25 protein-coding genes and 2 tRNA genes are annotated in these 24760 nt (G+C 69.3%); 13 read left to right on the forward strand and 14 right to left on the reverse strand.

Features of this window, described 5'->3' with window-relative positions; all coding sequences use genetic code 11:
• Window positions 1-160: 160 nt before the first annotated feature.
• Window positions 161-1105, forward strand: coding sequence for an ABC transporter substrate-binding protein (locus ABZV40_RS17790; RefSeq protein WP_355442056.1), 945 nt, complete (start codon window positions 161-163; stop codon window positions 1103-1105).
• Between the two features lie 60 nt (window positions 1106-1165).
• Here the strand turns inward: ABZV40_RS17790 and ABZV40_RS17795 are convergent, their stop codons facing one another.
• Entirely contained in the window at window positions 1166-2932 is a 1767-nt protein-coding gene (locus ABZV40_RS17795; RefSeq protein WP_355442058.1) for a hypothetical protein, read from the reverse strand.
• A 114-nt stretch (window positions 2933-3046) separates the two neighbouring features.
• On the opposite strand from ABZV40_RS17795, the gene ABZV40_RS17800 reads away from it, so the two are divergent.
• The gene (locus ABZV40_RS17800) at window positions 3047-3625 is read left to right on the forward strand and encodes a hypothetical protein (protein ID WP_355442060.1); all 579 of its coding nucleotides are present in this window, start codon (window positions 3047-3049) and stop codon (window positions 3623-3625) included.
• Here the strand turns inward: ABZV40_RS17800 and ABZV40_RS17805 are convergent.
• Window positions 3607-3680: transfer RNA gene (locus ABZV40_RS17805), tRNA-Pro, on the reverse strand. The two genes, ABZV40_RS17800 and ABZV40_RS17805, sit on opposite strands and share 19 nt — an antisense overlap.
• Before the next feature lie 63 nt (window positions 3681-3743).
• Here ABZV40_RS17805 and ABZV40_RS17810 point away from each other — a divergent pair.
• Window positions 3744-3814, forward strand: a tRNA-Gly gene (locus ABZV40_RS17810).
• Between the two features lie 608 nt (window positions 3815-4422).
• Here the strand turns inward: ABZV40_RS17810 and ABZV40_RS17815 are convergent.
• Window positions 4423-4977, reverse strand: coding sequence for an NAD(P)H-binding protein (locus ABZV40_RS17815; protein ID WP_355442062.1), 555 nt, complete (start codon window positions 4975-4977; stop codon window positions 4423-4425).
• Between the two features lie 57 nt (window positions 4978-5034).
• Here ABZV40_RS17815 and ABZV40_RS17820 point away from each other — a divergent pair, with 57 nt between their 5' ends.
• The 3 genes from ABZV40_RS17820 to ABZV40_RS17830 all read left to right on the forward strand — a co-directional run bounded on the left by ABZV40_RS17820 (window position 5035) and on the right by ABZV40_RS17830 (window position 6237).
• Window positions 5035-5337, forward strand: a complete 303-nt coding sequence (locus tag ABZV40_RS17820; RefSeq protein ID WP_355442065.1) for a helix-turn-helix domain-containing protein — start codon at window positions 5035-5037, stop codon at window positions 5335-5337.
• Window positions 5334-5669: a VOC family protein gene (locus ABZV40_RS17825; RefSeq protein ID WP_355442068.1), complete on the forward strand. Its 336-nt coding sequence runs from the start codon at window positions 5334-5336 to the stop codon at window positions 5667-5669. The genes ABZV40_RS17820 and ABZV40_RS17825 overlap by 4 nt, the downstream gene beginning before the upstream one ends.
• A 220-nt stretch (window positions 5670-5889) precedes the next feature.
• A complete protein-coding gene (locus ABZV40_RS17830) occupies window positions 5890-6237 on the forward strand; it encodes a histidine triad nucleotide-binding protein (RefSeq protein ID WP_355442070.1) in 348 nt (115 codons plus the stop codon).
• On the opposite strand, the gene ABZV40_RS17835 is transcribed toward ABZV40_RS17830, so the two are convergent.
• Complete coding sequence (locus ABZV40_RS17835) at window positions 6218-6868, reverse strand: MBL fold metallo-hydrolase (protein WP_355442073.1); 651 nt, start codon at window positions 6866-6868, stop codon at window positions 6218-6220. The two genes, ABZV40_RS17830 and ABZV40_RS17835, sit on opposite strands and share 20 nt — an antisense overlap.
• A complete protein-coding gene (locus ABZV40_RS17840; protein ID WP_355442076.1) occupies window positions 6865-7524 on the reverse strand; it encodes a 2-phosphosulfolactate phosphatase in 660 nt (219 codons plus the stop codon). Before ABZV40_RS17840 ends, ABZV40_RS17835 begins: the two co-directional genes overlap by 4 nt.
• Before the next feature lie 26 nt (window positions 7525-7550).
• On the opposite strand from ABZV40_RS17840, the gene ABZV40_RS17845 reads away from it, so the two are divergent.
• Both ABZV40_RS17845 and ABZV40_RS17850 read left to right on the forward strand, forming a co-directional pair.
• Window positions 7551-8003, forward strand: a complete 453-nt coding sequence (locus ABZV40_RS17845) for a ribose-5-phosphate isomerase (protein ID WP_355442078.1) — start codon at window positions 7551-7553, stop codon at window positions 8001-8003.
• On the forward strand, window positions 7996-8796 hold the full coding sequence (locus ABZV40_RS17850; RefSeq protein ID WP_355442081.1) for a zinc finger domain-containing protein: 801 nt from the start codon (window positions 7996-7998) through the stop codon (window positions 8794-8796). The genes ABZV40_RS17845 and ABZV40_RS17850 overlap by 8 nt, the downstream gene beginning before the upstream one ends.
• A 65-nt stretch (window positions 8797-8861) precedes the next feature.
• Here ABZV40_RS17850 and ABZV40_RS17855 read toward each other — a convergent pair whose 3' ends face one another.
• From ABZV40_RS17855 to ABZV40_RS17875, 5 genes are all read right to left on the reverse strand, one after another.
• Complete coding sequence (locus tag ABZV40_RS17855; protein ID WP_355442084.1) at window positions 8862-9626, reverse strand: hypothetical protein; 765 nt, start codon at window positions 9624-9626, stop codon at window positions 8862-8864.
• A gap of 56 nt (window positions 9627-9682) precedes the next feature.
• Window positions 9683-10897, reverse strand: a complete 1215-nt coding sequence (locus tag ABZV40_RS17860) for a GNAT family N-acetyltransferase (protein ID WP_355442086.1) — start codon at window positions 10895-10897, stop codon at window positions 9683-9685.
• Between the two features lie 42 nt (window positions 10898-10939).
• On the reverse strand, window positions 10940-12292 hold the full coding sequence (locus ABZV40_RS17865) for an aldehyde dehydrogenase family protein (protein ID WP_355442089.1): 1353 nt from the start codon (window positions 12290-12292) through the stop codon (window positions 10940-10942).
• A gap of 181 nt (window positions 12293-12473) precedes the next feature.
• Entirely contained in the window at window positions 12474-13319 is an 846-nt protein-coding gene (locus ABZV40_RS17870; protein ID WP_355442092.1) for a DNA-3-methyladenine glycosylase 2 family protein, read from the reverse strand.
• A gap of 37 nt (window positions 13320-13356) precedes the next feature.
• The gene (locus ABZV40_RS17875; protein ID WP_355442095.1) at window positions 13357-13965 is read right to left on the reverse strand and encodes a DsbA family protein; all 609 of its coding nucleotides are present in this window, start codon (window positions 13963-13965) and stop codon (window positions 13357-13359) included.
• Between the two features lie 163 nt (window positions 13966-14128).
• Here ABZV40_RS17875 and pepN point away from each other — a divergent pair, with 163 nt between their 5' ends.
• From pepN to ABZV40_RS17890, 3 genes are all read left to right on the forward strand, one after another.
• Complete coding sequence (gene pepN, locus ABZV40_RS17880; protein ID WP_355442098.1) at window positions 14129-16690, forward strand: aminopeptidase N; 2562 nt, start codon at window positions 14129-14131, stop codon at window positions 16688-16690.
• A 73-nt stretch (window positions 16691-16763) separates the two neighbouring features.
• Window positions 16764-18497 (forward strand): GNAT family N-acetyltransferase, encoded by a 1734-nt coding sequence (locus ABZV40_RS17885; RefSeq protein ID WP_355442101.1) that lies wholly within the window; start codon window positions 16764-16766, stop codon window positions 18495-18497.
• Window positions 18494-19159 carry a GNAT family N-acetyltransferase gene (locus tag ABZV40_RS17890; protein ID WP_355442104.1) on the forward strand — a complete coding sequence of 222 codons (666 nt, stop codon included), beginning with the start codon at window positions 18494-18496 and terminating at the stop codon, window positions 19157-19159. Before ABZV40_RS17885 ends, ABZV40_RS17890 begins: the two co-directional genes overlap by 4 nt.
• A 1-nt stretch (window position 19160) precedes the next feature.
• Here ABZV40_RS17890 and ABZV40_RS17895 read toward each other — a convergent pair whose 3' ends face one another.
• From ABZV40_RS17895 to ABZV40_RS17905, 3 genes are read right to left on the reverse strand one after another with little or no spacing between them, the layout of a single operon-like run.
• The gene (locus tag ABZV40_RS17895) at window positions 19161-19640 is read right to left on the reverse strand and encodes a DUF5130 family protein (protein WP_355442107.1); all 480 of its coding nucleotides are present in this window, start codon (window positions 19638-19640) and stop codon (window positions 19161-19163) included.
• On the reverse strand, window positions 19627-19872 hold the full coding sequence (locus ABZV40_RS17900) for a hypothetical protein (protein WP_355442110.1): 246 nt from the start codon (window positions 19870-19872) through the stop codon (window positions 19627-19629). Before ABZV40_RS17900 ends, ABZV40_RS17895 begins: the two co-directional genes overlap by 14 nt.
• Window positions 19873-19892: 20 nt before the next feature.
• The gene (locus ABZV40_RS17905; RefSeq protein WP_355442113.1) at window positions 19893-21083 is read right to left on the reverse strand and encodes an MFS transporter; all 1191 of its coding nucleotides are present in this window, start codon (window positions 21081-21083) and stop codon (window positions 19893-19895) included.
• A gap of 228 nt (window positions 21084-21311) precedes the next feature.
• Between ABZV40_RS17905 and ABZV40_RS17910 the strand changes: the two genes are divergently transcribed.
• Window positions 21312-21815 carry a DUF2345 domain-containing protein gene (locus tag ABZV40_RS17910; protein WP_355442407.1) on the forward strand — a complete coding sequence of 168 codons (504 nt, stop codon included), beginning with the start codon at window positions 21312-21314 and terminating at the stop codon, window positions 21813-21815.
• Window positions 21816-21832: 17 nt separating this feature from the next.
• Here the strand turns inward: ABZV40_RS17910 and ABZV40_RS17915 are convergent, their stop codons facing one another.
• Window positions 21833-22501, reverse strand: coding sequence for an HNH endonuclease (locus ABZV40_RS17915; RefSeq protein WP_355442116.1), 669 nt, complete (start codon window positions 22499-22501; stop codon window positions 21833-21835).
• A 151-nt stretch (window positions 22502-22652) separates the two neighbouring features.
• Here ABZV40_RS17915 and ABZV40_RS17920 point away from each other — a divergent pair, with 151 nt between their 5' ends.
• On the forward strand, window positions 22653-24749 hold the full coding sequence (locus tag ABZV40_RS17920; protein WP_355442118.1) for a prolyl oligopeptidase family serine peptidase: 2097 nt from the start codon (window positions 22653-22655) through the stop codon (window positions 24747-24749).
• The last annotated feature ends 11 nt before the right edge of the window (window positions 24750-24760 follow it).

Consider the following 24760-nt stretch of genomic DNA (forward strand, 5'->3'; position numbering starts at 1 on the left):
CGGTCAAGGGCCGATACAAATTCGCTCCTTTGTGGACAACCAATCATCCCATGACTTGACTGCCGTCGATCGAACGGGAAAAGCTGAACTGAGCGGTCCTCTGCACCGCTGTCCCCTCGACGAGGAGCTGTTCGTGCAAGCCCCCAGAATCGCTCTGGCAATGACGCTCGTGTTGACAATTGCCGGTTGCGGCAGCGGATCGACGTCGTCGTCGGCACCCCGCTCCGGCTCGGCAGGACCGACCGAACCCTGTGGCTCCGTCACCCTCGCGGTCAACCCGTGGGTCGGCTACGAGGCCAACGCGGCCGTCGTCGCGTACCTGGCCGAGAAGCGGCTCGGTTGCAAGGTGACGAAGAAGGAAGTCGACGAGCAGACCGCCTGGCAGGGCCTCGACTCCGGCGAGATCGACGTGATCCTGGAGAACTGGGGTCACGAGGACCTCAAGCAGAAGTACATCGACGAGAAGCGCACCGCCGTGCGGATCGGCCCGTCCGGCAACAAGGGCGTGATCGGCTGGTACGTGCCGCCGTGGATGAAGAAGACCTACCCGGACATCACGAACTGGCAGAACCTCAACAAGTACGCGGACATGTTCAAGACGTCGCAGTCCGACGGCAAGGGCCAGGTGCTCGACGGCGACCCCTCGTACGTGACCAACGACGAGGCACTGGTGAAGAACCTGGGCCTCAACTACAAGGTCGTCTACGCGGGCAGCGAGCAGGCGCTGATCAAGGCGTTCCGCCAGGCCGAGGAGAAGAAGACCGCACTGATCGGCTACTTCTTCGAACCGCAGTGGCTGCACCTCGACATCGAACTGGTCAAGGTCGACCTGCCCGAGTACAAGGCCGGCTGCGACGCGGACGCGGCCAAGGTCGCCTGCGACTACCCGCGCTACGAGCTCGACAAGATCGCTTCGAAGAAGTTCATGGACAAGGGCGGCCCCGCGGCCAGGCTCGTGCAGAACTTCCAGTGGAGCAACGACGAGCAGGACACGGTCGCGTCGTTCATCGCGAAGTACAAGATGTCGCCCGACGAGGCGGCGAAGCGGTGGGTCGAGGCCAACCCCGACCGCGTCGAGGACTGGCTCACCAAGGCCAAGCCCTAACGGTGCCGCGAGGCGCCCTGCTGGGCGTGAATCGCCTCGCCCACCTTCCGCGACGCCCCACTAGCTGCTCACAACCCTTGACCACCACTTCTCGTCGGGGCCGGAGATGTCCTCGACGCTGAGCCTGCGGACGGACCCGGCTCGCCTGAGCCGGGCCTCCAGCTGGTCGTAACGCTGGGCGAGCCTGCGGTAGATCTCCACTACTGCCGTCTCGGGCTCGCCCCGCTGCCTTTCCACGGTTCGCCAGTTCCCGAGGAACTCGAGCGTCAGATCCGCGACGGCCTGACCGGCCTGAGCCGTCAGCTCGTCGACGGGTGTCGCGAACCGGCCGGCGTGGAACGCCAGGTTCCGCGTGACGTAGAGCCATTCCAGCACCGCCGCGGCGGTGTCCTCCTGCTCCCGCAACCAGCGCGCGAGCGCACGGGAGTCGGCGAGCCTGGCCCGCCAGAGCTCGACCAGGTCCCGCACCAGCCCGCCCTCGTTCTCGGCCAGCGCCGTGACGGCGTCCTGCGCGGCCTTGAGCTGTCCTTTCGGGCGGTTGTGCGGGACCAGCACCTCCAGCCACGCATCCACGGACTTCAGGTGGTGCTTCACCCCGGTCGTCGGAACGTGCGCATCGAGCTCCACGCGCAACCGGCTGTCGTGATTGGTCACGACCACGTGCAGGCTGACCAGGTGCTGCCGCAACATCTGCAGCGCGCACGCCTTCGCCAGCCAGCCGATCCTGCTCGGATCAAGACCGGTCGCCTCCAGCGCACTCCACGCGAGCCCCGCACTGGCCATCGGCGCCCTGCTCGCCTGAACCTGCCTGGCCAGGTTCGCCACCCGCATCGCACTGCGCAGCTCGGCAGGCCAGTACGCGGTGAGCGGATAGGCGTTGTTGAGCGTGCGCTGATGCTCGGTACCGCGCGTGACACGTCCGGTCGGACCGCTGACCTGCCACAGCGGCGCGATGTTCAGCTCCGTGAGCCGCTCCCCCGCCGCGTACTGGTCGAGCACCTCGCCGAGAACCCGCCTGCCGAGCAACGCCGCCGTGTGCGCGTCCGCCGCGCTGACCGGCAGCCGCACCAGCACCGACGAGCCGTCCACCGCGTCCTTGAGGAAGTCGTCCTTCGGCAACCTGTTGCGGTGCAACGGCTCCTGCCTGGCCTGCGGCAACAGCTCCTCCAAATGCCGCAGCACCCGCGCACCGCGCACCACCAGCGCCACCACGTGCCTGCGCGGCTGCGGCCAGAGCACCTCGTGCAGATCCGCGGGCTTCTTGAGCCACCGCAACAGGTCGGTGCGCAGATGCCTGCCGTCCCGGCCGTGCACCGCCACGACGACCGCCACCTCCGCGATCATCCTGGCGCGCAGCGGAAGCTCCACTCCGTTCCACAGTGGAGTGATCCACTGCTTGACCGCTGCCTCCAACGCCTGCGGATCCAGCTCCCTCGCCGCCGCGGCCGCGACCTGACGATCGAACCTCTGCCCGTCCGCCGCAATGGCCGCGTCGACCGCCAGCAGCGTCCGCCGCGCCTCCTTCAGCTCCCTGGCACCACCGAGCGCATACGCGGGCCTGGCGGCGTCGACGCACGCCAGCGACGTGGTGACGATGCGCCGCAACAGGTTCCACCGCGGCTGATCCTCGGTCGCATGACTGTCGAGCGCGGTCTGCGCCCGCGTCACCGCCAGAAACGCGCTGTTGAGACCCGCCACGTGCTCGCCGAGATGCGCATCGGGATCAAGCGCCCGCAACACGCCCTGCAGCAACGCCCGCTGCCCGCGGTCGAGCCCCGCGTCGTCGAAAGCCTCCCGCAGCCGGGCGTCGAGGTACTGGTAGCGCACGTGACGCACCATAGAGGTCCTGGACGACCGGAAAGCCGTCTTCGCGGGCAACCACGGTCAGCCGCTGGCCCGGCCGCCCTCGAACTGACCGCAGAAAACGTCAAGGCAACCCCGGTGTTCGCCCACTGCTTCACCTGCGGCAAGGACTCGGTCGCCGCCACCCGCATCTCCCGCGAACTCGCCGACCGCGGCGTCGCCGCCCTCCGCGACACCATCGGCGCTCCGAGCGTCCTCATCGGACACTCGCTGGCCGCCGCCACCCGCATCCCCGAAACCACCCACGTCCAACACCCGCTCGGCCCGGCTACAGCCGAAATCGAAGCCCGTGACATCGCCGAAGTGCAGCTCGCCGGACGACCCTTCCGCATCCCCCACGAGTTCCTGCACGACATCAAGCACCAGGACCAAACCGCGGGCCCCGCAGGCCTCGACCGCGCCCTGCTCGTCATGCACTCATCACAAGACGACCTGGTCGGCATCGACAACGCGCGCATCATCTTCGAGGCAGCCCGCCACCCGAAGTCATTCTTGTCACTCGACGGCGCCGACCACCCGTGCAGACGCCACCCACGTCGCCGAGGTGCTCACCGCCTGGTCCAGCCGCCATCCGACGCCCCAGACGCTCTGAAATGCGAAAACCCGCAGCGCAAGTCGCCACGGGTTTCGCCAACCGATCGGGGCGACAGGATTTGAACCTGCGACCCCCCGCTCCCAAAGCGGGTGCGCTACCAAACTGCGCCACGCCCCGGTTGGAACAAGCTTACCGCCCTCCGCTAAGGTATTGACCGCAGCCCCTACCAGGGGCGGCAACGCGGGCGTAGCTCAATGGTAGAGCCCTAGTCTTCCAAACTAGCTACGCGGGTTCGATTCCCGTCGCCCGCTCGCGGCCGAGGTCGACGAGTGTCTGCGGAGAGCGCAGACACCGTCGGCCTCTCGTCTTTTATCTGGGGGCCGAGCCCCCCAGACCCCAGCCGGGGGCCTGCCCCCGGACCCCCATATGAGTTGGGTCACACGTTTGGCGGGTGGGTCGCCTTCGGTGGGGGCACCTTGGGGGAGCCACCTTCAGTGGGCAGTCACCATTGGCGGGCGAGTCGCCTTCGATGGGGGCACCTTGGGGGAGCCACCTTCAGTGGGCAGTCACCATTGGCGGGCGAGTCGCCTTCGATGGGGTCACTTTGGGGGAGCCACCTTCAGTGGGCAGGTCACCATTGGCGGGCGGGTCGCCTTTGGGGGAATGACCTTGGGTGAGTGGGCGCCTTGGGCGGTGCGTCACCTTGGGTGGGTCGCCTTGGGGTGTGGGGCATGTGGTTGGCCAGACTTGGGCTGGCTGCGGATTTCGATTGGTGGCGGGCGGGGTTGTGACGCCGTGCCGGGGCGGCGCAACGCTGCCGGCCAGCGTTGCGGGACACCACCGCCGCCACACCGGGCTGTTACCGCTGTGCTCGTTCGGGGTGTCGCGGCGGGCCGTGTTGTCAGGGTGTGGGTTTGGGTCAGGCTGAGGAGATGCCCAGTTGGGTTCGGTGGTGGGTGGGGTGTTCCAGTTCGTCCAGGACGGCCAGGGCGAAGTCCTGGTAGGTCAGTTCGTCGGACGGGTTCACCTCGCCCAGGCGGTAGCGGCCGGTGGGGGTGCCGCCGAACATGCCCACCGGGCTGATCACCAGCCAGTCCGCGGCGGAGTCCGCCAGCACCTGCACGCCGGCCGCGTGGCCGAGGCAGAACGGGCGGTGCTCGGGCGGGAAGTCGGCCGAGTCCACCGCTCGCACGCCCGGAGCGGTCTCCAGGAGCGGGTAGACGCCGACCACGATGATCCGGCCGGCACCGGACGCCACCAGGGCACGTGCCGCCTCGGTGTAGAACTCCGCCGGATCACGCGACAGGTCGACCACCGCGCTCACCGCGACGTCGTAGCCCGCCGCCACCTCCGCGGCCGCCTGCACGCCGGGGTCCCGGCCGATCTTCGTGACCTCGTGGCCACGCGCTTGGGCCACCGCCGCGATCTCGCGGCCCGCCTGTCCGTACGCACCGAAAACAACGATCTTCGCCATGAGCGCGAAGGTAGGGTGCGGGTGTCCGGTTTCCGCAACGATATCGGGGGTGAGCAGGTGAAATGCGAACACGGAGAACTCCCGTACCGCATCGGTGACAAGTGGACCGCGCACGTGTTGCGAGGACTGCACGGCGGCCGCAGGCGGTTCACGGAGCTGCGCGCGGAGATGCCGGTGGTGACGGCCAAAGTGCTCACCGAGACGTTGCGGGCGATGGAGCGCGAAGGCACAGTCACGCGCACCGAGTACGACGAGAACCCGCCACGCGTCGAGTACGAGCTGACCGAGCAAGGGCGCAAGCTGCTGGGGCTGCTCGACCTCTGCTGCGAGTGGGCACGAGAGAACCTGGTGAAGACGTGAGGCTGGAGCAGATCGTCGTCGACAGCAACGACCCCGCACGCCTCGTGCGGTTCTGGGCCGAGTTGCTCGGCGGCGAACCCGTCGAGCGCGCCCACGGCTGGGCCCACGTCGAACCGCCCGGCTGCCCGCGCATGTCGTTCCAGCCGGTGCCCGAGCGCAGGGACGTCAAGAACCGGCTGCACCTCGACTTCGAGGTCGACGACATCGAGGCCGCCGTCGTGAAGGCGGTGAACCTCGGCGCCACCCGCGAAGGAGTGGTCGTCACGGACGAGCAGGGCAGCTTCCAGGTGATGCGCGACCCCGAGGGCAACGAGTTCTGTTTCGTCCACTGAGGAAGATCAAGGTCTACTGGACCGCGCGCCACAGGGCCTCACCGAAGCGGATCGCGAGGATCACGAGCAGCACGCCGATCGCGAAGCTGATGAGGCACCGAACGATGACCAGCAGTTTGGCGCCCTTCACCCAGCCATGATTCATCCCCGGCGGGGAAGAACGACAGAGCCCAACGGGCCCAATACCGTGCTGATGGCCCCGGCCGACTACCGTGCCGGTGTGACCGACAGCGCTCCCGATTGCCTGTTCTGCCGCATCGTCGCCGGTGAGATCCCGGCGAGCGTCGTGGCGGAGACCGACACGACGCTCGCGTTCCGCGACATCGACCCCAAGGCGCCCACCCACGTGCTGGTGATCCCCAAGGAGCACCACCGGGCCGTCGGCGACGTCGACCCGGTGCTCGCGGGGCAGATCCTCGCCACCGCGCACCAGGTCGCCAAGGCCGAGGGCATCGACGAGTCCGGCTACCGGCTGGTGTTCAACACCGGCAAGGACGGCGGCCAGACCGTCTTCCACGTGCACTGCCACGTCCTGGGCGGCCGAGGCCTCACCTGGCCTCCGGGTTAAGGGCGGGGATCGCCATCTCCCGGACGAACTGAGCGTCGACCGGGTTGCCGTGGCCCGGCACGACGATCCGCGGGTCCAGCTCCAGCATCAGGTCCAGGACGTGCCGCCAGTTCGACGGCGTCGCATCCGTTCCCGCCTGGGCCTCCGCGCCCTCCTCGACGAGGTCACCCGCGAACACCACCCCGGCGTCCGGCACGTGCACGACCACGTCGTGCGAGGTGTGCGCGGGACCGAAGTGGTGCAGGTCGACCCTGCGCCCGCCGACGTCCAGCGTGACGGTGTCGCGGAACGTGTGCGTGGGCGCGATCAACGTGCCCTCGAACGGCTCCGGGTAGTACACGGCACGGTTCTCGAGCAGCGACTCGTCGATCACGCAGTCCTCGTGCGCCCACACCTCGCACGGCAGGAACGCCTCGGTCGCCAGCACGTGGTCGAAGTGGTTGTGCGTCAACACGATCCGCGAGGGACCCGACCCCGGTGAACACAGCCCTGAAGAACCCAGCTCGGCGGCGAGCGCCGGGTCCATCCCGGAGTCCACGAGCAGCGAGTCACCGGATCCGGTGATGAGCCCGAGCGTGAGGTCGAGCTCGCTGTGCCGCTTGATGAACACCCCGTCGGCGATCTCGATCACCTGAGCACCCCGTCGACCAGCACCGGCACCGCCTCGCTGACCCCGATTTGCACCGCCAGCTCCACGTCCGCCGCGTGCCCGTGTGCGATCAGCTCCTGCCCGGATCCGCACGCCCTCACGGCAGCCGCCACATCGGTGTTGCGGAACGCCGTCACCGCGAGTTCCGCCTCGGGCGAGGCGGAACCGGAGAGCTCGGCCAGCACAGCGCCCGCGCCCAGGTAGTCCTCGACGCACGGCCGCAGCGGACCGAACGTCTCCCCCACTCCCGTCATGTTGAGGCCCCACCGCTCGCCACCGGGGACGACGCCGATCGTCCCGCCCAGTTCCTGCGCCCGCTTCGCCACCGCCGCGGCGTTGCGCAGACAGGCCGCGAGCACGTGCGCGCCGGTCTCGGCGGCCAGCGCGCACAGGTTCGACCCGTTCGGCGACGGCAGCTCCACCAGCCCCGTCGCGTCGACGAGTGACGCTGGTCGCAACGTGCCGTTCCGCGGCTTCCAGCGCGACGGCCGGACCTGGCCCCCGTTGCCGACCACCAGGTCGACCGAGGTCGTGAACGACAGCACGTCCACCACGACCAGCACGTCGCAGTCCCGCAGCACGTCGACGCCCTCAGGCCCCCACTCCAGCTTCAGCCGGTACCCCTCCTGAGCAAACATGTCCCCCAGCGTGTCAGACTCCGGACGTGCACGTTTATCTGGCAGCAGACCACGCGGGCTTCGAGCTGAAGTCCCACCTGATCACGGCTCTCAAGGAGCAGGGCTACGAGGTCGTCGATGTCGGCGCCCACGAGTACGACGCCCTCGACGACTACCCGTCGTTCTGCATCGACGCCGCCGAGCAGGTCGTCGCCAATCCCGGCAGCCTCGGCGTGGTGATCGGCGGCTCCGGCAACGGCGAGCAGATCGCCGCGAACAAGGTGAAGGGCGCCCGCGCGGCACTGGCGTGGAACGTCGACACCGCCCAGCTCGCCCGCCAGCACAACGACGCCAACCTCGTCGGCATCGGTGCCCGCCAGCACACCACCGAGGAGGCGACCGAGATCGTCTCGGCGTTCCTCAAGACCGAGTTCTCCGGCGATGCCAGGCACCAGCGCCGCATCGACCAGGTCGGAGACTACGAGAGCAAGCGTGCCTGAGGGTCACACGCTGCACCGGCTCGCGCGGCTGCACCAGCGCCGTTACGCGGGCAAGCCGGTGTCCGTCACCAGTCCACAGGGCCGCTTCTCCGCGTCCCTTGTGGACGGACGCAAGCTCGTTCGCGCCGAGGCGCACGGCAAGCACCTGTTCCACGTCTACGGCCCCGACGCGATCGTGCACGTGCACCTCGGTTTGTACGGCACGTTCACCGAGTCGCCGCTGCCCGTCCTGCTGCCTGTCGGCCAGGTTCGCATGCGCATGGTCGGCGAGACGCACTGGACCGACCTGCGCGGCCCGACGGCGTGCGAGGTGCTCAACTCCGACGAGGCCAAGGCGATCCGCGCGCGGCTCGGACCGGATCCGTTGCGCAAGGACGCCGATCCTGATCGCGCCTACGAGCGGATCATCCGGTCGAAGCAGCCGCTGGCCGTGCTGTTGATGGACCAGAAGGTCCTCGCGGGCGTCGGCAACGTCTACCGCGCCGAAGTCCTCTTCCGGCACAACGTGAACCCGCTGCTGGTCGGCAACAAGGTCAGCCGCGAGCTCTGGGACGCGCTGTGGGACGACCTCGTCGTGCTGATGAAGGACGGCGTGAAGGTCGGGCAGATCAACACCGTCCGCCCCGAGCACATGCCGCGCGCCATGGGCCGTGCGCCACGCGTGGATCGGCACGGCGGTGAGGTGTACGTCTACCGCCGTGCCGGGGAGCCGTGCCTGGTCTGCGGCACCGAGATCCTCACCGCGGAGCTGGCGGCCCGCAACCTCTTCTGGTGCCCGGTCTGCCAGCCCTGAGAATTTTCGGTCGGTGGGGGTTCGGGTCCGGCTGGAAAGTGCTCATTTGATGAGCACTTAACCGGTCAGAAGTCGAAACCGCCCATGTCGCCGAAGTCGAAGCCGCCGGAGTCGCCCATGTCGGCGCCACCGAAGTCACCGCCGAAGTCGCCACCGAAGTCGCCACCACCGAAGTCACCGACCGTGTCTCCGCCGAAGTCCGCGGCACCCATGCCGTAGTCACCGATGCCGTGCATGCCGGAGAACATGGCGTCCATCAGCAAGAACGTGCCAACGCCCCAAGCACCGGCCACGAGCGCGGGCTTCCACCACGGCTCGGAGTACCAGCCACGCGGCACCGGACGTCCGGCGACCATGCCACCGGGGTAGTAGTAGGGCGTGCCGGCACCGGAGTGCGGCGACGCGGCGTACTGGTGGCCCTCGACGGTGACCTGGCGGTCCTCGCTGACGGCACCCGCCTGCTTCTGGCCCGGGTTCTCGGGCAGCGCGGGACCGGGGTCCATGCCCATCGCCTCACGCGCGGCGCGGACGTAGTGCAGACCCTCCATCGCGGTCTCGGTGACCAGCCGCGCCTGCGGGATCGTGCGCACCTGCTCCATCTGCGACCCGGCGGCGGTGAAGCGCTCGGACGCGTCGGCCAGCGCCTGCGTGGACGCGGCGTTCGAACCAGTGAGGCTCATCACCTGACCGCCCAGCCGCTCGACCCACCGGCGGGCCTCCGCCTTGGCGTCGTCGAGCTCGCGCGCCTTGCGCGCGTTGCTCTGGCTGACCAGGTAGAACACGCCTGCGATCAGCAGAACGAGTACAACCACCCACACGATGGTGCCCACGGCTTACCTCCCACACCCGGTAAACCGTCAACGAGTGGACGTTGGCCGTAGTTCCGTCAGAACACCTCAGGGCAATGCGGCTCATACGCACTGAGGAACGCCATCGTCAGCGCGTCCACATGTCCTGGCGTGTGCTCAACCACGCGGTGTGCCCGCCTGAGCACGGAAAGCCTTACCCCGCCGAGGTAAGCGCTGCCGAGCGACGCGATGTCGAGCGACACGTCCGCCGGGTCCTCGGTGCGGGTGACCACCGCTTCCCCGCCCTTCACCGTGAAGCGCCAACGGCCGGTGTTCCACGGGCAGAAGGAGTCCTCGACGGCGAGCACGGTGTCCACATCGGACGAATAACGCCGCAGCGGCAGAGCCCGGTCGAGGTCGACGATCCGCAGCCACAGCGCGTCGCCGAGGTCGCGGCTCACCTGCCGCGGGTTGTCGACCATGTGCAGGATCGGGTCGTCGGTGGCGGTGTAGAAGGAGATCTCCGCCGCCAGGTCGATGTCCAGCAGGAACCGGTACAGGTCGACGTACGCCTGCTCGGTCTCGCACACCAGCTCCTTCACGTGCAGCTCGTCGACCGGCCCGCGCGGGCTGCGGCCGCCCTTGACCCGGAACACCACGTACCCCTCGGGGTGCAGGCAGTATCGGAAGGAGGTCAGGCCGTCGCGGTCGACCTCGCCGTCGGCGAGCTGAACGTCCCACGTCGCCTCTACGCGGCTCAGCCAGCCGACCCGCGTGCGCCGCACCCGGTCGTGCACCTCGCGCATGAACGGCAGCGCCTCCTCGCGAGTCACCTGCCGGATCCGCGTGTCGCTCACCGAGACGCCGGGGTGGAACGCCATCCGGGTCGGCATCGTCATCCGGTTGATGCTGGTGGCGAGCTCGCCGTAGCCGAACCGGCGGTAGATCGAGCCCTCCGACGCCCAGAGGATCGCGAGCGGCTCCCCCGACTCGTGCATGCCGTGCAGCTGCGTCTTCATCAGCAACGACGCGACGCCCCGCCGCCGGTGGCCCGGTTTGACCGTCACGACGGTCACCGCGCCGACAGGTGCCTGCAGACCGCCGGGGACGGTGATCTCCCTGGTCAGGATCCCCGCCGTACCGATGATCTCGGCACCGTCGCAGACCGCGTGCGCCCGGTCGCGTTCGAGGACCTTGAGCCACTTGCTGTCCACGCCTCGGGGGTCACCGAGGAACGCCCACGCCATCACCCGCGAGAACTCGGGGAGGTCGGACTCGTCCATGGTCCTGATGCTCAGCGATGAGTCGGCCATGGAGCTAGTGATACGCCGCCCCCGGCCGTCGCCGCAGCACAATTACCGCTGGATCGACTTGATCTCGCAGAACTCGTCCAGGCCGAACCTGCCGAACTCCCGGCCGTTGCCCGACTGGCGGTAGCCGCCGAACGGCGCGCTCGTGTTGAACGCGGCCGCGTTGATGTCGACCTGGCCGGTGCGCAGCCGCTTCGCCACCCGCATCGCCCGTTCGGTGTCGGCGGAGAACACACCGCCCGCCAGGCCGTAGATCGTGGAGTTCGCGATGCGCACCGCGTCGTCCTCGTCCACGTACGGCATGACCGACAGGACCGGCCCGAAGATCTCCTCCTGGGCGATCGTCATCTGCGGCGTGACGCCACCGAACACCGTCGGCGCGACGTAGAACCCCTGGGGCAGCGGCGCTTCCGGCCCACCGGCGGCCAGCTGCGCACCTTCCTCGACACCCTTGCGGATGTACCCGACGACGCGGTCGCGCTGCGCCTTCGACACCGCCGGCCCGATGCGCGCCGACGGGTCGCCCGGATCGGCCGGCGTGTACTTGCTCGCCGCCGCGGCAGCCAGCTGAACGGCCTCGTCGTGCCGGTCCGCGGGCACGAGCAACCGCGTCCAGGCGCTGCACGCCTGACCGTTGTTCATGAACGCGTTGGCGACCGCGATCTTCACCGCACGCCCGAAGTCCGCGTCGTCGAGCACGATGCACGCCGACTTGCCGCCCAGCTCCAGCGCGACCCGCTTGACCGTCTCGGACGCCACCGCCGACACCCGCCGCCCGGCACGCGTGGACCCGGTGAACGACACCATGTCCACGTCCGGGTGCGCCGCGAGCGCCTCACCGACGACCGGTCCGGTGCCGTGGACGAGGTGGAACACGCCCTCCGGAGTGGTCGCGGCGATGATCTCCGCGAGCAGGTCGGCGGTCTTCGGCGCCAGCTCGCTCGGCTTGAGCACCACGGTGTTGCCCGCGGCGAGCGCCGGCACGACCTTGGCCACCATCTGCTGCAGCGGGAAGTTCCACGGCGTGATGGCGGCGACGACCCCGATCGGTTCGCGGAAGATCAGCGAGTTGCCGATCTCCTCCGGCTCGAAGTAGCCGCGCTCCAGCACGTCCGCGACCCCCTCCGCGATGGCGACGGGGTTCGCGACCTGCACCTTCTGGCTGAACGTGATGGGCGTGCCCATCTCGGCCGTCATGGTCCGTGCGAGCTCGTCGGAGCGCTCCCCCAGCCCGTCGATGATCGCCCGGACGACCTTCGACCGCTCGTCCACCGAGGTCTGCGACCACGCCGGGAAGGCGGCCACCGCTGCGGCCACGGCCGTGTCGACGTCGGCCGGTGTGCCTTCGGCGAGCGTGCCGATGACTTCCTCGGTGGCGGGGTTGACGACCTCGATCACGAGAGCCCTCCAGGCGGATGTGACACCAATCAGCTGACAACGGATCAGCCTGTCACATCAGCTGGCGGGGGTCACGTCCGAGAGGGGCGGGGAGCGAGGAGTGGGCAGGGAGGACGGCGGTGGCGAGGCGACAGCGTGAGCCACGCAGCGCAAAGCAGCGATCTCGCCGACCCGGCGGCGCTCAGCGGCCCGCAGCTGCCATCACACCTCCCAACCGCCGCTCCCGCAGCACCCGGAGGTGCACGGCCGCCCACGTCCGGTACGGCCGCCACGCCTCGGAGACCTCGGCCAGCGGCCTGCCGTACCGGTGCGCGACCTCGTCGGTGAGCCTGGCCTCGTTGTGCGGCACGGCGTCCGGAGCGTTCGCGCCGCGCAACACGACCAGCTCGGCCGCGAACGGGCCCAGTCCCCTGACCTGCTGCACCGCCAGCACGGCCGCGGCCGGCTTCATCGCGCGCAACGTCACCGCGTCCAGCAGACCGTCGAGCGCGGCCTCGGCCACGGCCCGCAGGTACTCGGGCTTGCGGCCGGGCAGGTCGAAATCCATCGATCGCAGCACGGCGGGCGCCGGGAACACCCCGTCGACGGACAGCCGCGCCTTCACCTGCGCCGCCTGCGCCATGCTGGTGCGCTGCGACAGCACCGACCACGCCGCCGCCTCGTACGGTGAGTAGAACCCGCACGGGCGTAAGCCGGGCAGTTCCGCCTGGGCCGCGGCGATCACCGGGTCACGCGCGCCCACGTCGGGCCAGGCCCGCCCGTCGACGTCGAGCGCCAGGAACCGGCAGACCTGGGCCGCCGCCAGGTCGAGGTCACCCGCTCCGGACAGCGTGAGAACGGCAGTGGCGCCGCGCTGGGTCACGGAGACCGAAGCACGGCGCCACTCGCCCTCGACCAGGAACGTCGACTGCAGCGCCTCGCCCTTGCGCGCAGGCAACGCGGACGGGGTGAAGCCCTCCCAGAACAGCCGGGACGTCGCCAGCGACCAGGGGCCCTGAACTGCGATTTCGATGCGGTGGTGTGCCATGTCTCAAAACGGTAGCGAGCACCACCGACAAAAATCGTCAGCTGAAGTCCAGCTCGCCCGTCCTGGTGCGCTTGAGCTCGAAGAAGTACGGGAAGCCGGCCAGCATGCGGGCGCCGTCGAAGATCGTGCCCGCCTCCTCGCCCCGCGGGATCTTCGTCAGCACCGGCCCGAAGAACGCGACACCGTCGATGTGGATCGTCGGGGTGCCGACGTCCATGCCGACCGGGTCCATGCCGCGGTGGTGCGAGGCCCGCAGCTCCTCGTCGTACTCGGTCGAGGTGGCGGCCTCGGCGAGCTCGGCGGGCAGTTCGGCGTCGGCCAGCGCGAGCTTGATGATCTCGTCGAAGTCCTTGTTGCCCTCGTTGTGGATCCGGGTGCCCATCGCGGTGTAGAGCCGCGGCAGCACGTCGTTGCCGAACTTCTGCTCGGCGGCGATCGCGACGCGGACGGGACCCCAGCCCTTGGTCATGAGCTCCTTGTACTGCTCGGGCAGGTCGCGACCCTCGTTCAGCACGGAAAGGCTCATGACGTGGAAGCTCAGGTCGATGTCGCGGACCTTCTCCACCTCGAGGATCCACCGGGAGGTGATCCAGGCGAACGGACAAAGAGGGTCGAAGTAGAAGTCGACCTTGGCCTTCTCAGCCATGAGTGCCCCTTCAGTCACGGTAGGTGGGGTTATCGCCCCATCAGCCCAACGAGATCACCCTCTCATCTCTTCCCGCGCGCCCGTTCCGTGATTGGATGCGGGAGTCATAACCATTCCCGACGACGTCAGCGCGTAACCACACGCGCGGCAGACGAGGTGACCAGTGGCCGCGCCCAACCTCACCCGCGACCAGGCTCAGGAACGTGCTGAGCTGCTGGAAGTGGAGTCCTACCGGATCGAGCTGGACCTGACCGACGGCGGCGGAAAGCCGGGTACGGACACGTTCCGCTCCACCACCACCGTGGTGTTCCGCAGCCGGACTCCGGGTGCTTCCTCGTGGATCGACATCGTGGCGGCGACCGTGCACCGCGCTGTGCTCAACGGCAGCGAGCTCGACGTCTCCTCCTACCGCGAGGAGGACGGCATCACCCTGCCGGACCTCGCGGAGACCAACGAGCTCACCGTCGAGGCCGACTGCCGGTACATGAACACCGGCGAGGGCCTGCACCGGTTCGTCGACCCGGTCGACGGCGGCGTGTACCTGTACTCGCAGTTCGAGACCGCGGACGCCAAGCGCATGTTCGCGTGCTTCGACCAGCCCGACCTGAAGTCCGTCTACTCGATGAAGGTGACGGCGCCGCACGACTGGAAGGTCATCTCGAACGGCGAGATCATCGCCACCGAGGGCGGCGAAGGCGGCGCGGACGTGCACACGTTCGCCACCACCAAGCCGATGTCGACCTACATCGTGGCGCTGGTCGCGGGCCCGTACGCGGAGTGGCGCGACGAGTTCGTGGAGGGCGACTTCCGGATTCCGCTCGGCATCTACTGCCGCGCCTCGCTCGCCCCGCACATGGACGCCGAGCGGCTGTTCACCGAGACCAAGCAGGGCTTCGGGTTCTTCCACAAGGCGTTCGGGGTGCAGTACCCGTTCGGCAAGTACGACCAGTGCTTCGTGCCGGAGTTCAACGCGGGCGCGATGGAGAACGCGGGCTGCGTCACGTTCCTGGAGGACTACGTCTTCCGCAGCCGCGTCACCCGCTACCTCTACGAACGGCGCGCCGAGACCGTGCTGCACGAGATGGCGCACATGTGGTTCGGCGACCTGGTGACGATGCGCTGGTGGGACGACCTGTGGCTGAACGAGTCGTTCGCCACCTGGGCGTCCGTGCTCGCGCAGGCCGAGGCCACCGAGTACCGCCAGGCGTGGACGACGTTCGCGAAGATCGAGAAGTCGTGGGCGTACCGGCAGGACCAGCTGCCCTCGACGCACCCGGTCGCCGCGGACATCTCCGACCTGCAGGCGGTCGAGGTCAACTTCGACGGCATCACCTACGCCAAGGGCGCTTCCGTGCTGAAGCAGCTCGTCGCGTACGTCGGGCTGGAGAACTTCCTGGAGGGCCTGCGGGTCTACTTCGCCAAGCACGCGTGGGGCAACGCGACCCTGGCCGACCTGCTCGGCGCGCTGGAGGAGGCGTCCGGCCGCGACCTGTCGTGGTGGAGCGCGCAGTGGCTGGAGACGACCGGCCTGAACCTCTTGCGTCCCAAGTTCACCGTTGACGCCGACGGCCGCTTCACCGAGTTCGCCGTGCTGCAGGGCGGCGCGCGTCCGGGTGCCGGCGAGCTGCGCACGCACCGCATCGCCGTGGGCATCTACGACGACGACGGCTCGGGCAAGCTGGTTCGCACGCACCGGCACGAACTGGACGTCACGGGTGACCGCACCGAGGTGCCGGAGCTCGTCGGCGTGCACCGCGGCAAGATCGTGCTGGTCAACGACGACGACCTCACGTACTGCACGATGCGCCTCGACCCGGACTCGCTGGCCGGGCTGATCGACCACATCTCCGACATCGCCGAGCCGCTGCCGCGCACGCTGTGCTGGTCGGCCGCGTGGGAGATGACCCGCGAGGCCGAGCTGAAGGCCCGCGACTTCGTGAACCTGGTGCTCGGCGGTCTGCACGCCGAGTCCGAGGTCGGTGTCGTGCAACGGCTTCTGCTGCAGGCCCAGACCTCGCTGTCGTCCTACGCGGACGACTCGTGGCGCGCCGAGGGCTGGCGCCGGTTCGTCGCCAAGACCCTGGAGCTGGCGCGGTCCGCCGAGCCGGGATCGGACCACCAGCTGGCGTTCGTGAACGCCCTGGCCTCCTCGGTGCTGGACGAGTCCACTTTGGACGTGCTGCGCGGCTGGTACGACGGTTCGGCCGTGCTGGAGGGCCTGGACGTCGACACCGACCTGCGCTGGCGCCTGCTGCAGGCCCTCGTGGCCCACGGCAAGGCGGACCTGCCGGAGATCAACGCCGAGGAGGAGCGCGACCCGACCTCCACCGGCCACCGCCGCGCGCAGCAGGCCCGTGCGCTGCGCCCGACGGTCGAGGCCAAGGACGAGGCCTGGGACCGCGCGGTGAACGACGACGAGCTGCCGAACGCGGTCAGCGAGGCGATCATCGCGGGCATCTCGCACCCCGGCCAGAAGGAGCTGCTCGCGCCGTACGTCGAGCGCTACTTCGCCGACGTGAAGGGCGTGTGGGACCGCCGTACGTCCGAGCGCGCGCAGTCCATGGTGGTCGGGATGTTCCCCGCCTGGGCGATCGCCCGGTCCACTGTGGAGGCCGCGGACGCGTGGCTCGCGGACGAGCACCCGCCGGCGTTGCGCCGCCTGGTGTCCGAGGGACGTGCGGGCATCGTGCGCGCCCTGGCCGCGCAGGAGTTCGACCGCTCCTGAATTCGCTTGGCGGTGAAGGCCCCGTGTCGCTTTGATGGCGGCACGGGGCCTTCCCGTTTCCACGGGGGGACGTGTGCGCTACGAGGTTGTGCGTTGGTACTCGACCGAAGACAGCGAGGAGGTCACGGACGTCCTGGCGCGCGCTGTCGACGTCGACGGGTTGTTCAGCGACCCCGTGCCGGTCGAACGCGAGCGCCTCGTGCTTCGAGGCTGTCCACCCGAGTTCGCGGCCCTCTCCGGCGACTACCAGCTCGAAGTGGCCGAAGGTGACGAATCGCAGTGGTGGGACCTCACCGGACTGGTCGTGCACGGCACGCTGCCGGATGGGGATCTGGTGGACGTCGTCGCCAGTGCCGCGGCGCGTCTGTGCGAGGACGGTCCTGCCTGCGGACCGGTGCCGCGGCACATCCTCTCCCAGAACCACGTGCGGGTGGGTGACTGCCGAGCGGTCGACGGCTTTCCCCGGCCCTGGCCCGGCCACGAATGGCCGCCGGTGACGCTGATCGGTGTCGACGATCCCGAGGGCATCCGGGAACAGTCGAAGTGGCACAAGCGTGGCTGGGCGTGCGGAGAGGGGCTGCACGCACTCGACCGCCACGGCCGGATCATGGCCGTCGTGCCGATCACGCTGGACGTCGCCTCGGTGACACCGTCCACGCTGGGTGACGGGCTTTTCGACGTCGTGCTCGACCAACGGCCCACGACCACCCCTCCGGACTGGCGTGAGCGCCCGGCTCCCTCGGCGCGGGCGGTGTGGGATCTGTGGCGCGAGGGCGTGCCGTCCGAGCGCAACCTCTGGGGCCGGTTCGACACGGACGGGCGCAGGGCCTGGGCCGACCTCACCTACCGGGCGCGCAAGCACACCGGAGGCCGGGCCGCCGTGTACGAGCTCGACGGCCGGTACGTCACGGACGAGCCCGGCCTGCACCTCGCGATGAGCGAGGCACTGGTCGGACCGGGCGGCTACTTCGGCCGGGAGTACATGGCGTTCAAGGACTGCCTCGGCGGCGGCTGGGGTGTGGAGCCCGGCTTCACCCTGGTGTGGAACGACGCTCAGGTGGCTCACGGCGCGATCCGCGGCTACTTCGTGTCGATCCTGAGGTTGTTGCACCGCTACGACGTCACCGTGGAACTGAAGTCGTCCACCGTGGACTGCGTGCCGGAGCTGAACCGGCGCCTGGAACTCGGCGAGCTCGTGGACCGGTGGACCACCGGCTGGACCACGGCAGCCGGTCTGTCGGCGAACCCCTTCGGCGACGCGACGGTCGTGCTGGTGAACCAGCCTGGCAGACAAGCCGAACACGTTCTCCCCGACGACGGCGAGGTGGCCTGGCACGTGACGCACCTGGAGGAAGAAGACTGGATCACCGTGCCGACGACCGCCCCGGACGAGGTCACCGCGCTGCTGACCGGCTCGGGACTTCAGCTGCAGTCGCGGGAGACGTTCATGCGGCGTGCGCTCGCGGATCACCCGGCGCCGCAAGCCCCTGAGGGCTACAAAGTGACGGTGACGCGCGGCGACGTGATCGAGGTCGTGGTGACCTTCGACGACGAAGAGGCCGCGGGCGGGTTGATCGCCGTGGTGGGGGAAGACGCTGTGCCGCACCGCATCCGGACCTCGCCCGAACATCGGCGGCGCGGGCTCGGCAGCGTGGTGATGGGCGTGCTGGCGCGGGAGGCGGTCGACGCGGGCGCCGTGGAGGGGCTGTTGTTCGCGAGCGAGGACGGCCTGCACCTGTACCGGAAACTGGGCTGGACAACGATTTCGGATGTCGTGATCGCGTGCAACACGATGGGGGAAGCATGATCGGGGAACTTGTCGAGCGTTGGCACCGCGGCTGGATCGCGGCCGACGGACTGACTTCCGAGCACCGCGACGGTCACCTCGTCGTGCACGTGAACCGGTCGCGCCGGCAGTACGAGTGGATCGTCACCGACGAGGACGACGTCACCGCAGTGGCCGGGGTCGTCGCCGCCACAGCGGAACCGAACTGGCTCAGCGTGTTGACGCACGCACCGCGGAAGGTGGCCGCGGAGATCGAGGCCGCCGGGCTGGTCGTGGCCCGGCCGGACGAGACGTTCATGCGGCGCACCCTCGCCGGCCACCCGGCACCGGAACCGCCCGCGGGCTACGTCGTCGAGGTGCGGAGAACTCCGGTCATCGGCGTTCAGGTGCTCAAGGACGGCGAGGAGGCGGCGAGCGGGCTCATGGCCGTGGTGGGCGAGGACGCTGTCGCGCACCGTATCGGCACGGCGGAGGCGCACCGGCGGCGCGGGCTCGGCAGCGTCGTGATGGGCACGCTGGTGCGGGAAGCGCTGAAGGACGGCGCGAAAACGGGGCTGCTGTTCTCGTCCACCGACGGCGTGCACCTCTACCGCAGCCTCGGCTGGGAGAAGATCTCCGACCTCGTCGTGGCACGAAACGCGCAGGCCCCCGGCCGGGAAGCCGAGGGCCTGCCGACAACCTGAGTCAGGAACGCGGTGCGTTGCCCGCCTGGTCGGTCAGCATGCGCAGGCCCGACACGAGGCCGCCCGCGAGGTCGCCCTCCTTGAAGGACGCCACCATGCTCATCACGGCGAGCTTGGCGCCGCGGTCGGGGAGGCGGCGGTGCGACTCCTCGCCCGTCACGATCTCGACGACGCGCTCACCCGGCGACACGGCCACGAGGACGTGGTGCGCCGGACGGTCGGTGGAGGCGTGCAGCTCCTCGGCGCGCTCGCGCGACGACGCGCCCAGCTCGCCCAGGTACACGCTGAAGTCCAGGCCCGTGGCGCGGCTGGAGAGGGTCAGCGCCTCGTCCAGCTGCGCGAGCTGGGTCGGCGTGAACGGCAGCTCCGGGGCGTGCGGCTCGTACATCTTCGCGGCCGACACGCGGCCGCTGTTCGTCACGACCGCGCCGACGGGCAGCGTCGACGGGTCGACGGCCTCGATCGCCTTACCAGTTGCCACGGGCGCCTCCCTTGGCGGTCGAGCCCGAGGTGGCGGGCTCGGCGGTGCTGTGGTGGTCCGAGCTCAACCCGGCAGGGTTCGCGCTCCACCACACCGGGGCGTAGCCCCACTCCTGGCCGGGCCGGTACCGGGGAATCCGGGTGGCCTTGGGCCTCAACGTCAGCAGCATGATCACGCTGTACAGAGCCAGCGGGATCAGCGCGAAGACGAGGACGGTCTCCACGATGGTCACGGCGGGTACGGTAGCCGAACTCAGCCGCGCGTGAGCGGCCGGGCCAGCGTGATCGCGGTCAATCCCACGATCGTGCCCGCCACGACGTAGACAGCGCCCAGTGAAGTCACCGACGCGAGCGGTCCGGCGAGGCCCGCGCCCAGCGGCGACAGGCCCCACGCGAGCACCCGGTAGGCGCTCGTCACGCGGCCCATCATCGAGCCTGGCGTGAGGCGTTGCCGGCGGGTCGCGGACAGCACGTTCCAGCCCGCGGACGCCACGCCGAACAGCACGCACGCGGCCACCGCGACCACCAGCCGCGGCACCAGGCCGAACAACGCGAACGCCGCGCCCAGCAGCGCCAGGAACCCGACCATCACCGGACCGGCGCCCCACCGCGACGCGAGCCGCGGCGACAGCCAGGCGCCTAGCAGAGCACCGGCCGCCATGCACACGACCAGGCCGGGAACCACCGGTTCGGCGAGGCCCAGCACCTGGATGGAGTAGAGCGCCAGCATGGCGTTGACCGCGGCCGCACAGACAGCTGTGATTGCCACGGCAACTACCAGTGACCGCAGGCCAGGGGTCCGCACGAGCAACCGCGCGCCCTCCGCCAGCCGTCCGCGGAGATCACCGCCCGATCGTTCCGGAGCAACGTCTGGCACGCGGGACACCAGCACCGCCGCGGCCACGAACGACGCCGCGTCCAGCGCGAAACAGGCCGCGGGCGCCCACCAGAACAGCACGGCGGCGGCCAGCGGGCCCGCGAGGTCCATGCCGACCGTCTCGACCGCGACGAACCTGCCGTTCGCCGCCTCCAGCTCGTCCGGGCCCGCCAGCTCGACCAGCAGCACCTGCGACGCCGCGTCCGCGAACGTCTCGGCGGAGGTCAGCACGAAAGCCGTGGCGCACAGGACGACGACCGTCGCCTGTCCGGTGTGGACGGCGAGGGCGAGCAGTCCGGTCACCCCGGCGCGCAGCCAATGCGCCACCACGACGACTGTTCGCGGTTTCCAGCGGTCCACGAACGCGCCGGCCGGCAACGCGACGAGCAGCCACGGCAGCGTCGCGGCGACGGCCACGGCGGACGCGGCGAGCGGATCGCGCGTGCTCGCGGCGGTGAACAACGGCAACGCGACGATGCGCACGCCGTCCCCGACGAGCGACACCGCCCAGGCTGCGGTGAGGGCCCGGAAACCGCGTCCGCGCACACCTCCGGGGGTATGACGCATGTCACGTTCCATCGTTTTGAACGCTACAGAGCGTGTCCATACCGGCCAGTAGAGGCAATGAGTGCTCTCGTGCGGCGCAGCGGTTACACCCGGTCAGGCCTCACCCGGTCGGATGCGAACGGGTGCCGGTTTGGGGTCTTGTTCCCGGAACACCCACCTCTTAGCTTTTCACCTATACGGCTCTTGCGCAGCCGTACCGAGCGTCCTGGAGGACACAAAATGTTCACGATGACCCGCCCCCAGGCCCTGTCCGTCACTCTTCCGAAGTACAAGGACGATTCAGTGCGTATTACGGCAAGTGACTCCGTTCGCATCACGGCGCGTGACTCCGTTCGGATCACGGCGGCCGATTCGGTGCGCATCACTGCCGCAGACTCGGTGCGCATCACGATGGCAGACTCGGTCCGCATCACCGCGAGCGATTCGGTCAGGATCACCATGTCCGATTCGGTGCGTATTACAGCCCGTGAGGACTCCGTTCGGATCACCGCTCAGCAGGACTCGGTCAGGATCACGGCGCGTGAGGACTCGGTCCGCATCACGATGGACGACTCGGTCCGCATCACGGCTCAGGACGACAGCGTCCGCATCACCATGGACGACAGCGTCCGCATCACCGCCCAGCGCGACGACTCGGTGCGCATCACGATGGACGACTCCGTGCGGATCACCGCGCACGACGACAGCGTGCGCATCACGGCACGCCAGAACGACTTCAGCCTCGCGGCCTGACCCACCCCGAAGGCAGATCAGGCCGCGGGTTCACCCAGGTACGGCAACCACTGCGGATCAGCCTCGGCCACCCCGGCGAGCAGCCGCCAGTGAGGTCCACGCGGCGCCGCGGGCACGACGCGCAGCCGCCACCCCAGTTCGGACAGCAGCTTGTCCGCCTTGCGGTGGTTGCACTTCGCGCAGCAGGCGACGCAGTTGGTCCAGGTGTGAGGTCCGCCACGCGAGCGAGGCACGACGTGGTCGATGGTCTCGGCCCGCCCGCCGCAGTAGGCGCAGCGATAACGGTCGCGGTGCATGAGCCCGGCACGGGTCATCGGCACGCGACCGCGATAGGGAACGCGAACGTAGGTGCTCAGCCGGATCACGGACGGCACGAGCACCTCGGACTTCGACGAGTGCAGCACCAGCCCGGAGGCGTCTCCGTGCACGACTTCGGCCTTGCCGCACACCACCAGCACGACCGCCCGGCGCAGTGACAGGGCCGTGAGCGGCTCGAACGTGGCGTTCAGCAACAGGACTTTGCGTCTTCCCCAGGGGAAAACCGCCGGCGTCGGACCGGAACCTCCCCCGTCTCGATCTCCATCCGGCACCGCCCGCAGCTCGGGCTGATTTCGGCATGGGGGGACCGTCGACGCCGTCTCGCCCGCTTGCGAGGCGCCGATAGGGGTCGGTTGTCGGTCTGGCACGCGACCACCTCCACCGGTTCAGCCATAGGAGACCACACTTACCAGCAAAAAATCACGTGTGATAAGTGACGCGTCATGGATGTGTGATCAAACCGGGGGTGAACCAGCTCCCTATCGGAGATGGTTTTCATCGCCCGCTACCCTTGACAAGGTGACAGAGGCCCCTTCCACACCACTGCCTGCGACGATCACCTACCCGATCGCCGAGCGGCTAAACCTCGTCGAGCAGATCCACGGTCGTGAGGTCGCCGACCCGTACCGCTGGCTCGAGGACACGAGCGATCCCCGCACCGAGGCGTGGTCGCAGGCGCAGGACGTGCTCGCCCGCTCCTGGCTGGACGCGATGCCCGGCCGCGCTCGCCTCGACGCGAGGCTGAAGGAGCTGATGCGCACGGGTTCGGTCTCCACGCCGGCCTGGCGCGCGGGCAGGGCCTTCTTCACCCGCCGCGGCCCCGAGCAGGACCACCCCGTCGTCATGGTGCGCGAGACCGACGGCACCGAACGCGTGCTGCTCGACGTGAGCGCGCTCGACCCGTCGGGCCGCACGACCCTCGACAGCTGGTCCCCGAGCCTCGAAGGCAAGCGACTCGCGTACCAGGTGTCGGTCGGCGGCGACGAGCACTCGCTGCTGCACGTCGTCGACGTCGACTCGGGCGAGCTCATCGAGGGCCCGATCGACAGGTGCCGCTACTCCGCGATCGGCTGGCTTCCTGGCGGCGAGGAGTTCTTCTACGTGCGCCAGCTCGACCCGGCGCTGCTGCCCGAGGACGAGAAGCTGTTCCACCGCCGCGTGTGGCGCCACCGCGTCGGCACGGACCCGGAGACCGACCTCAACGTCCACGGCGACGGCCAGGCGCACACCTTCTACTACACGCTGAACGTCTCGCACGACGGCCGCTGGCTGGTCGTGAGCGGCGCGCCCACCACGATGAAGCACGACTCCGTGTGGATCGCGGACCTGCACGGCGACGGCGCGCTCAAGCCGGTGATCCTGACCGAGGCCGGCGTGCAGTGCTCGGCTTTCGTCGCCCGTGACGGCAGGCTGTACCTGCACACCAACCACAACGCTCCCCGGCAACGTCTCTGCGTGGCCGACCCGGCGAACCCCACCGAGTGGACCGAGCTGATCAGCGAGGAGCAGGACTCCGTGCTGGACGGCGTGCGCTGGCTGAACGGCGACCTGGTCGTTCTGCGCACCCGGCACGCGGTGTCCGAGCTGCACCTGCACGACGCCGCGACCGGCGCGCACCAGCAGGAAATCCCGCTGCCGGGCACGGGTTCGCTGCACGGCATGTCCGTTGTGGACGCCGCCACCGACCACGACCAGGACACGGTGTGGTTCGGGTGGACGGACTTCGTGACGCCGCAGTCGGTGTTCCGCTTCTCGAAAACCTCGGGCGAGACCGTGCTGCACGAGGCCGCACCCGGTCGCGTCGAGCTGCCCGCGGTGACGACGCAGCAGGTCGCGTACACGTCCAAGGACGGCACGACGGTCCGCATGTTCGTGGTGAGCGGCGAGCAGAAGCCCGACCTGCCGCGTCCCGCGCTGCTCACCGGCTACGGCGGCTTCGCGATCGGCCGCGGCCCCGGCTACAGCGCGACCACGCTGGCGTGGGTCGAAGCGGGCGGCGTGTGGGTGCACGTGTCGTTGCGCGGTGGCGACGAGGAAGGCGAGGAGTGGCACATCGCCGGCATGCGCGCCAACAAGCAGAACGTGTTCGACGACTTCCACGCCGCCGCCGAGCGGTTGATCCGGGACGGGTGGACCACGCCCCAGCAGCTCGCGATCATGGGCGGCTCGAACGGCGGGCTGCTCGTCGGCGCCGCGCTCACCCAGCGCCCCGAGCTGTACGCGGCCGTGGTGTGCTCAGCGCCACTGCTCGACATGGTGCGCTACGAGAAGTTCCTGCTCGGGCGGTTGTGGGCCGAGGAGTACGGCAGCGCAAGCGTTTCCGAGGAGCTCGGCTGGCTGTTGTCCTACTCTCCGTACCACCGGGTCGAAGCCGATGTTGAGTACCCTTCCGTGTTGTTCACGGTGTTCGAGTCGGATTCTCGTGTGGACCCCAACCACGCCCGGAAGATGTGCGCGGCACTGCAGCACGCTTCGACCAGTGATCCGGCCAAGCACCCCGTGCTGATCAGGCGCGAGACCGAAGTGGGTCACGCGGGCCGATCGGTCAGCCGGACGGTCGCTCTCGCCGTGGACCAGCTGACGTTTCTCGCGAATGCCACCGGCATGGAGTTGTAGGAGGGCACGAC

It is taken from the genome of Lentzea sp. NPDC004782, from assembly GCF_040609115.1.
Classification (GTDB): domain Bacteria; phylum Actinomycetota; class Actinomycetes; order Mycobacteriales; family Pseudonocardiaceae; genus Lentzea.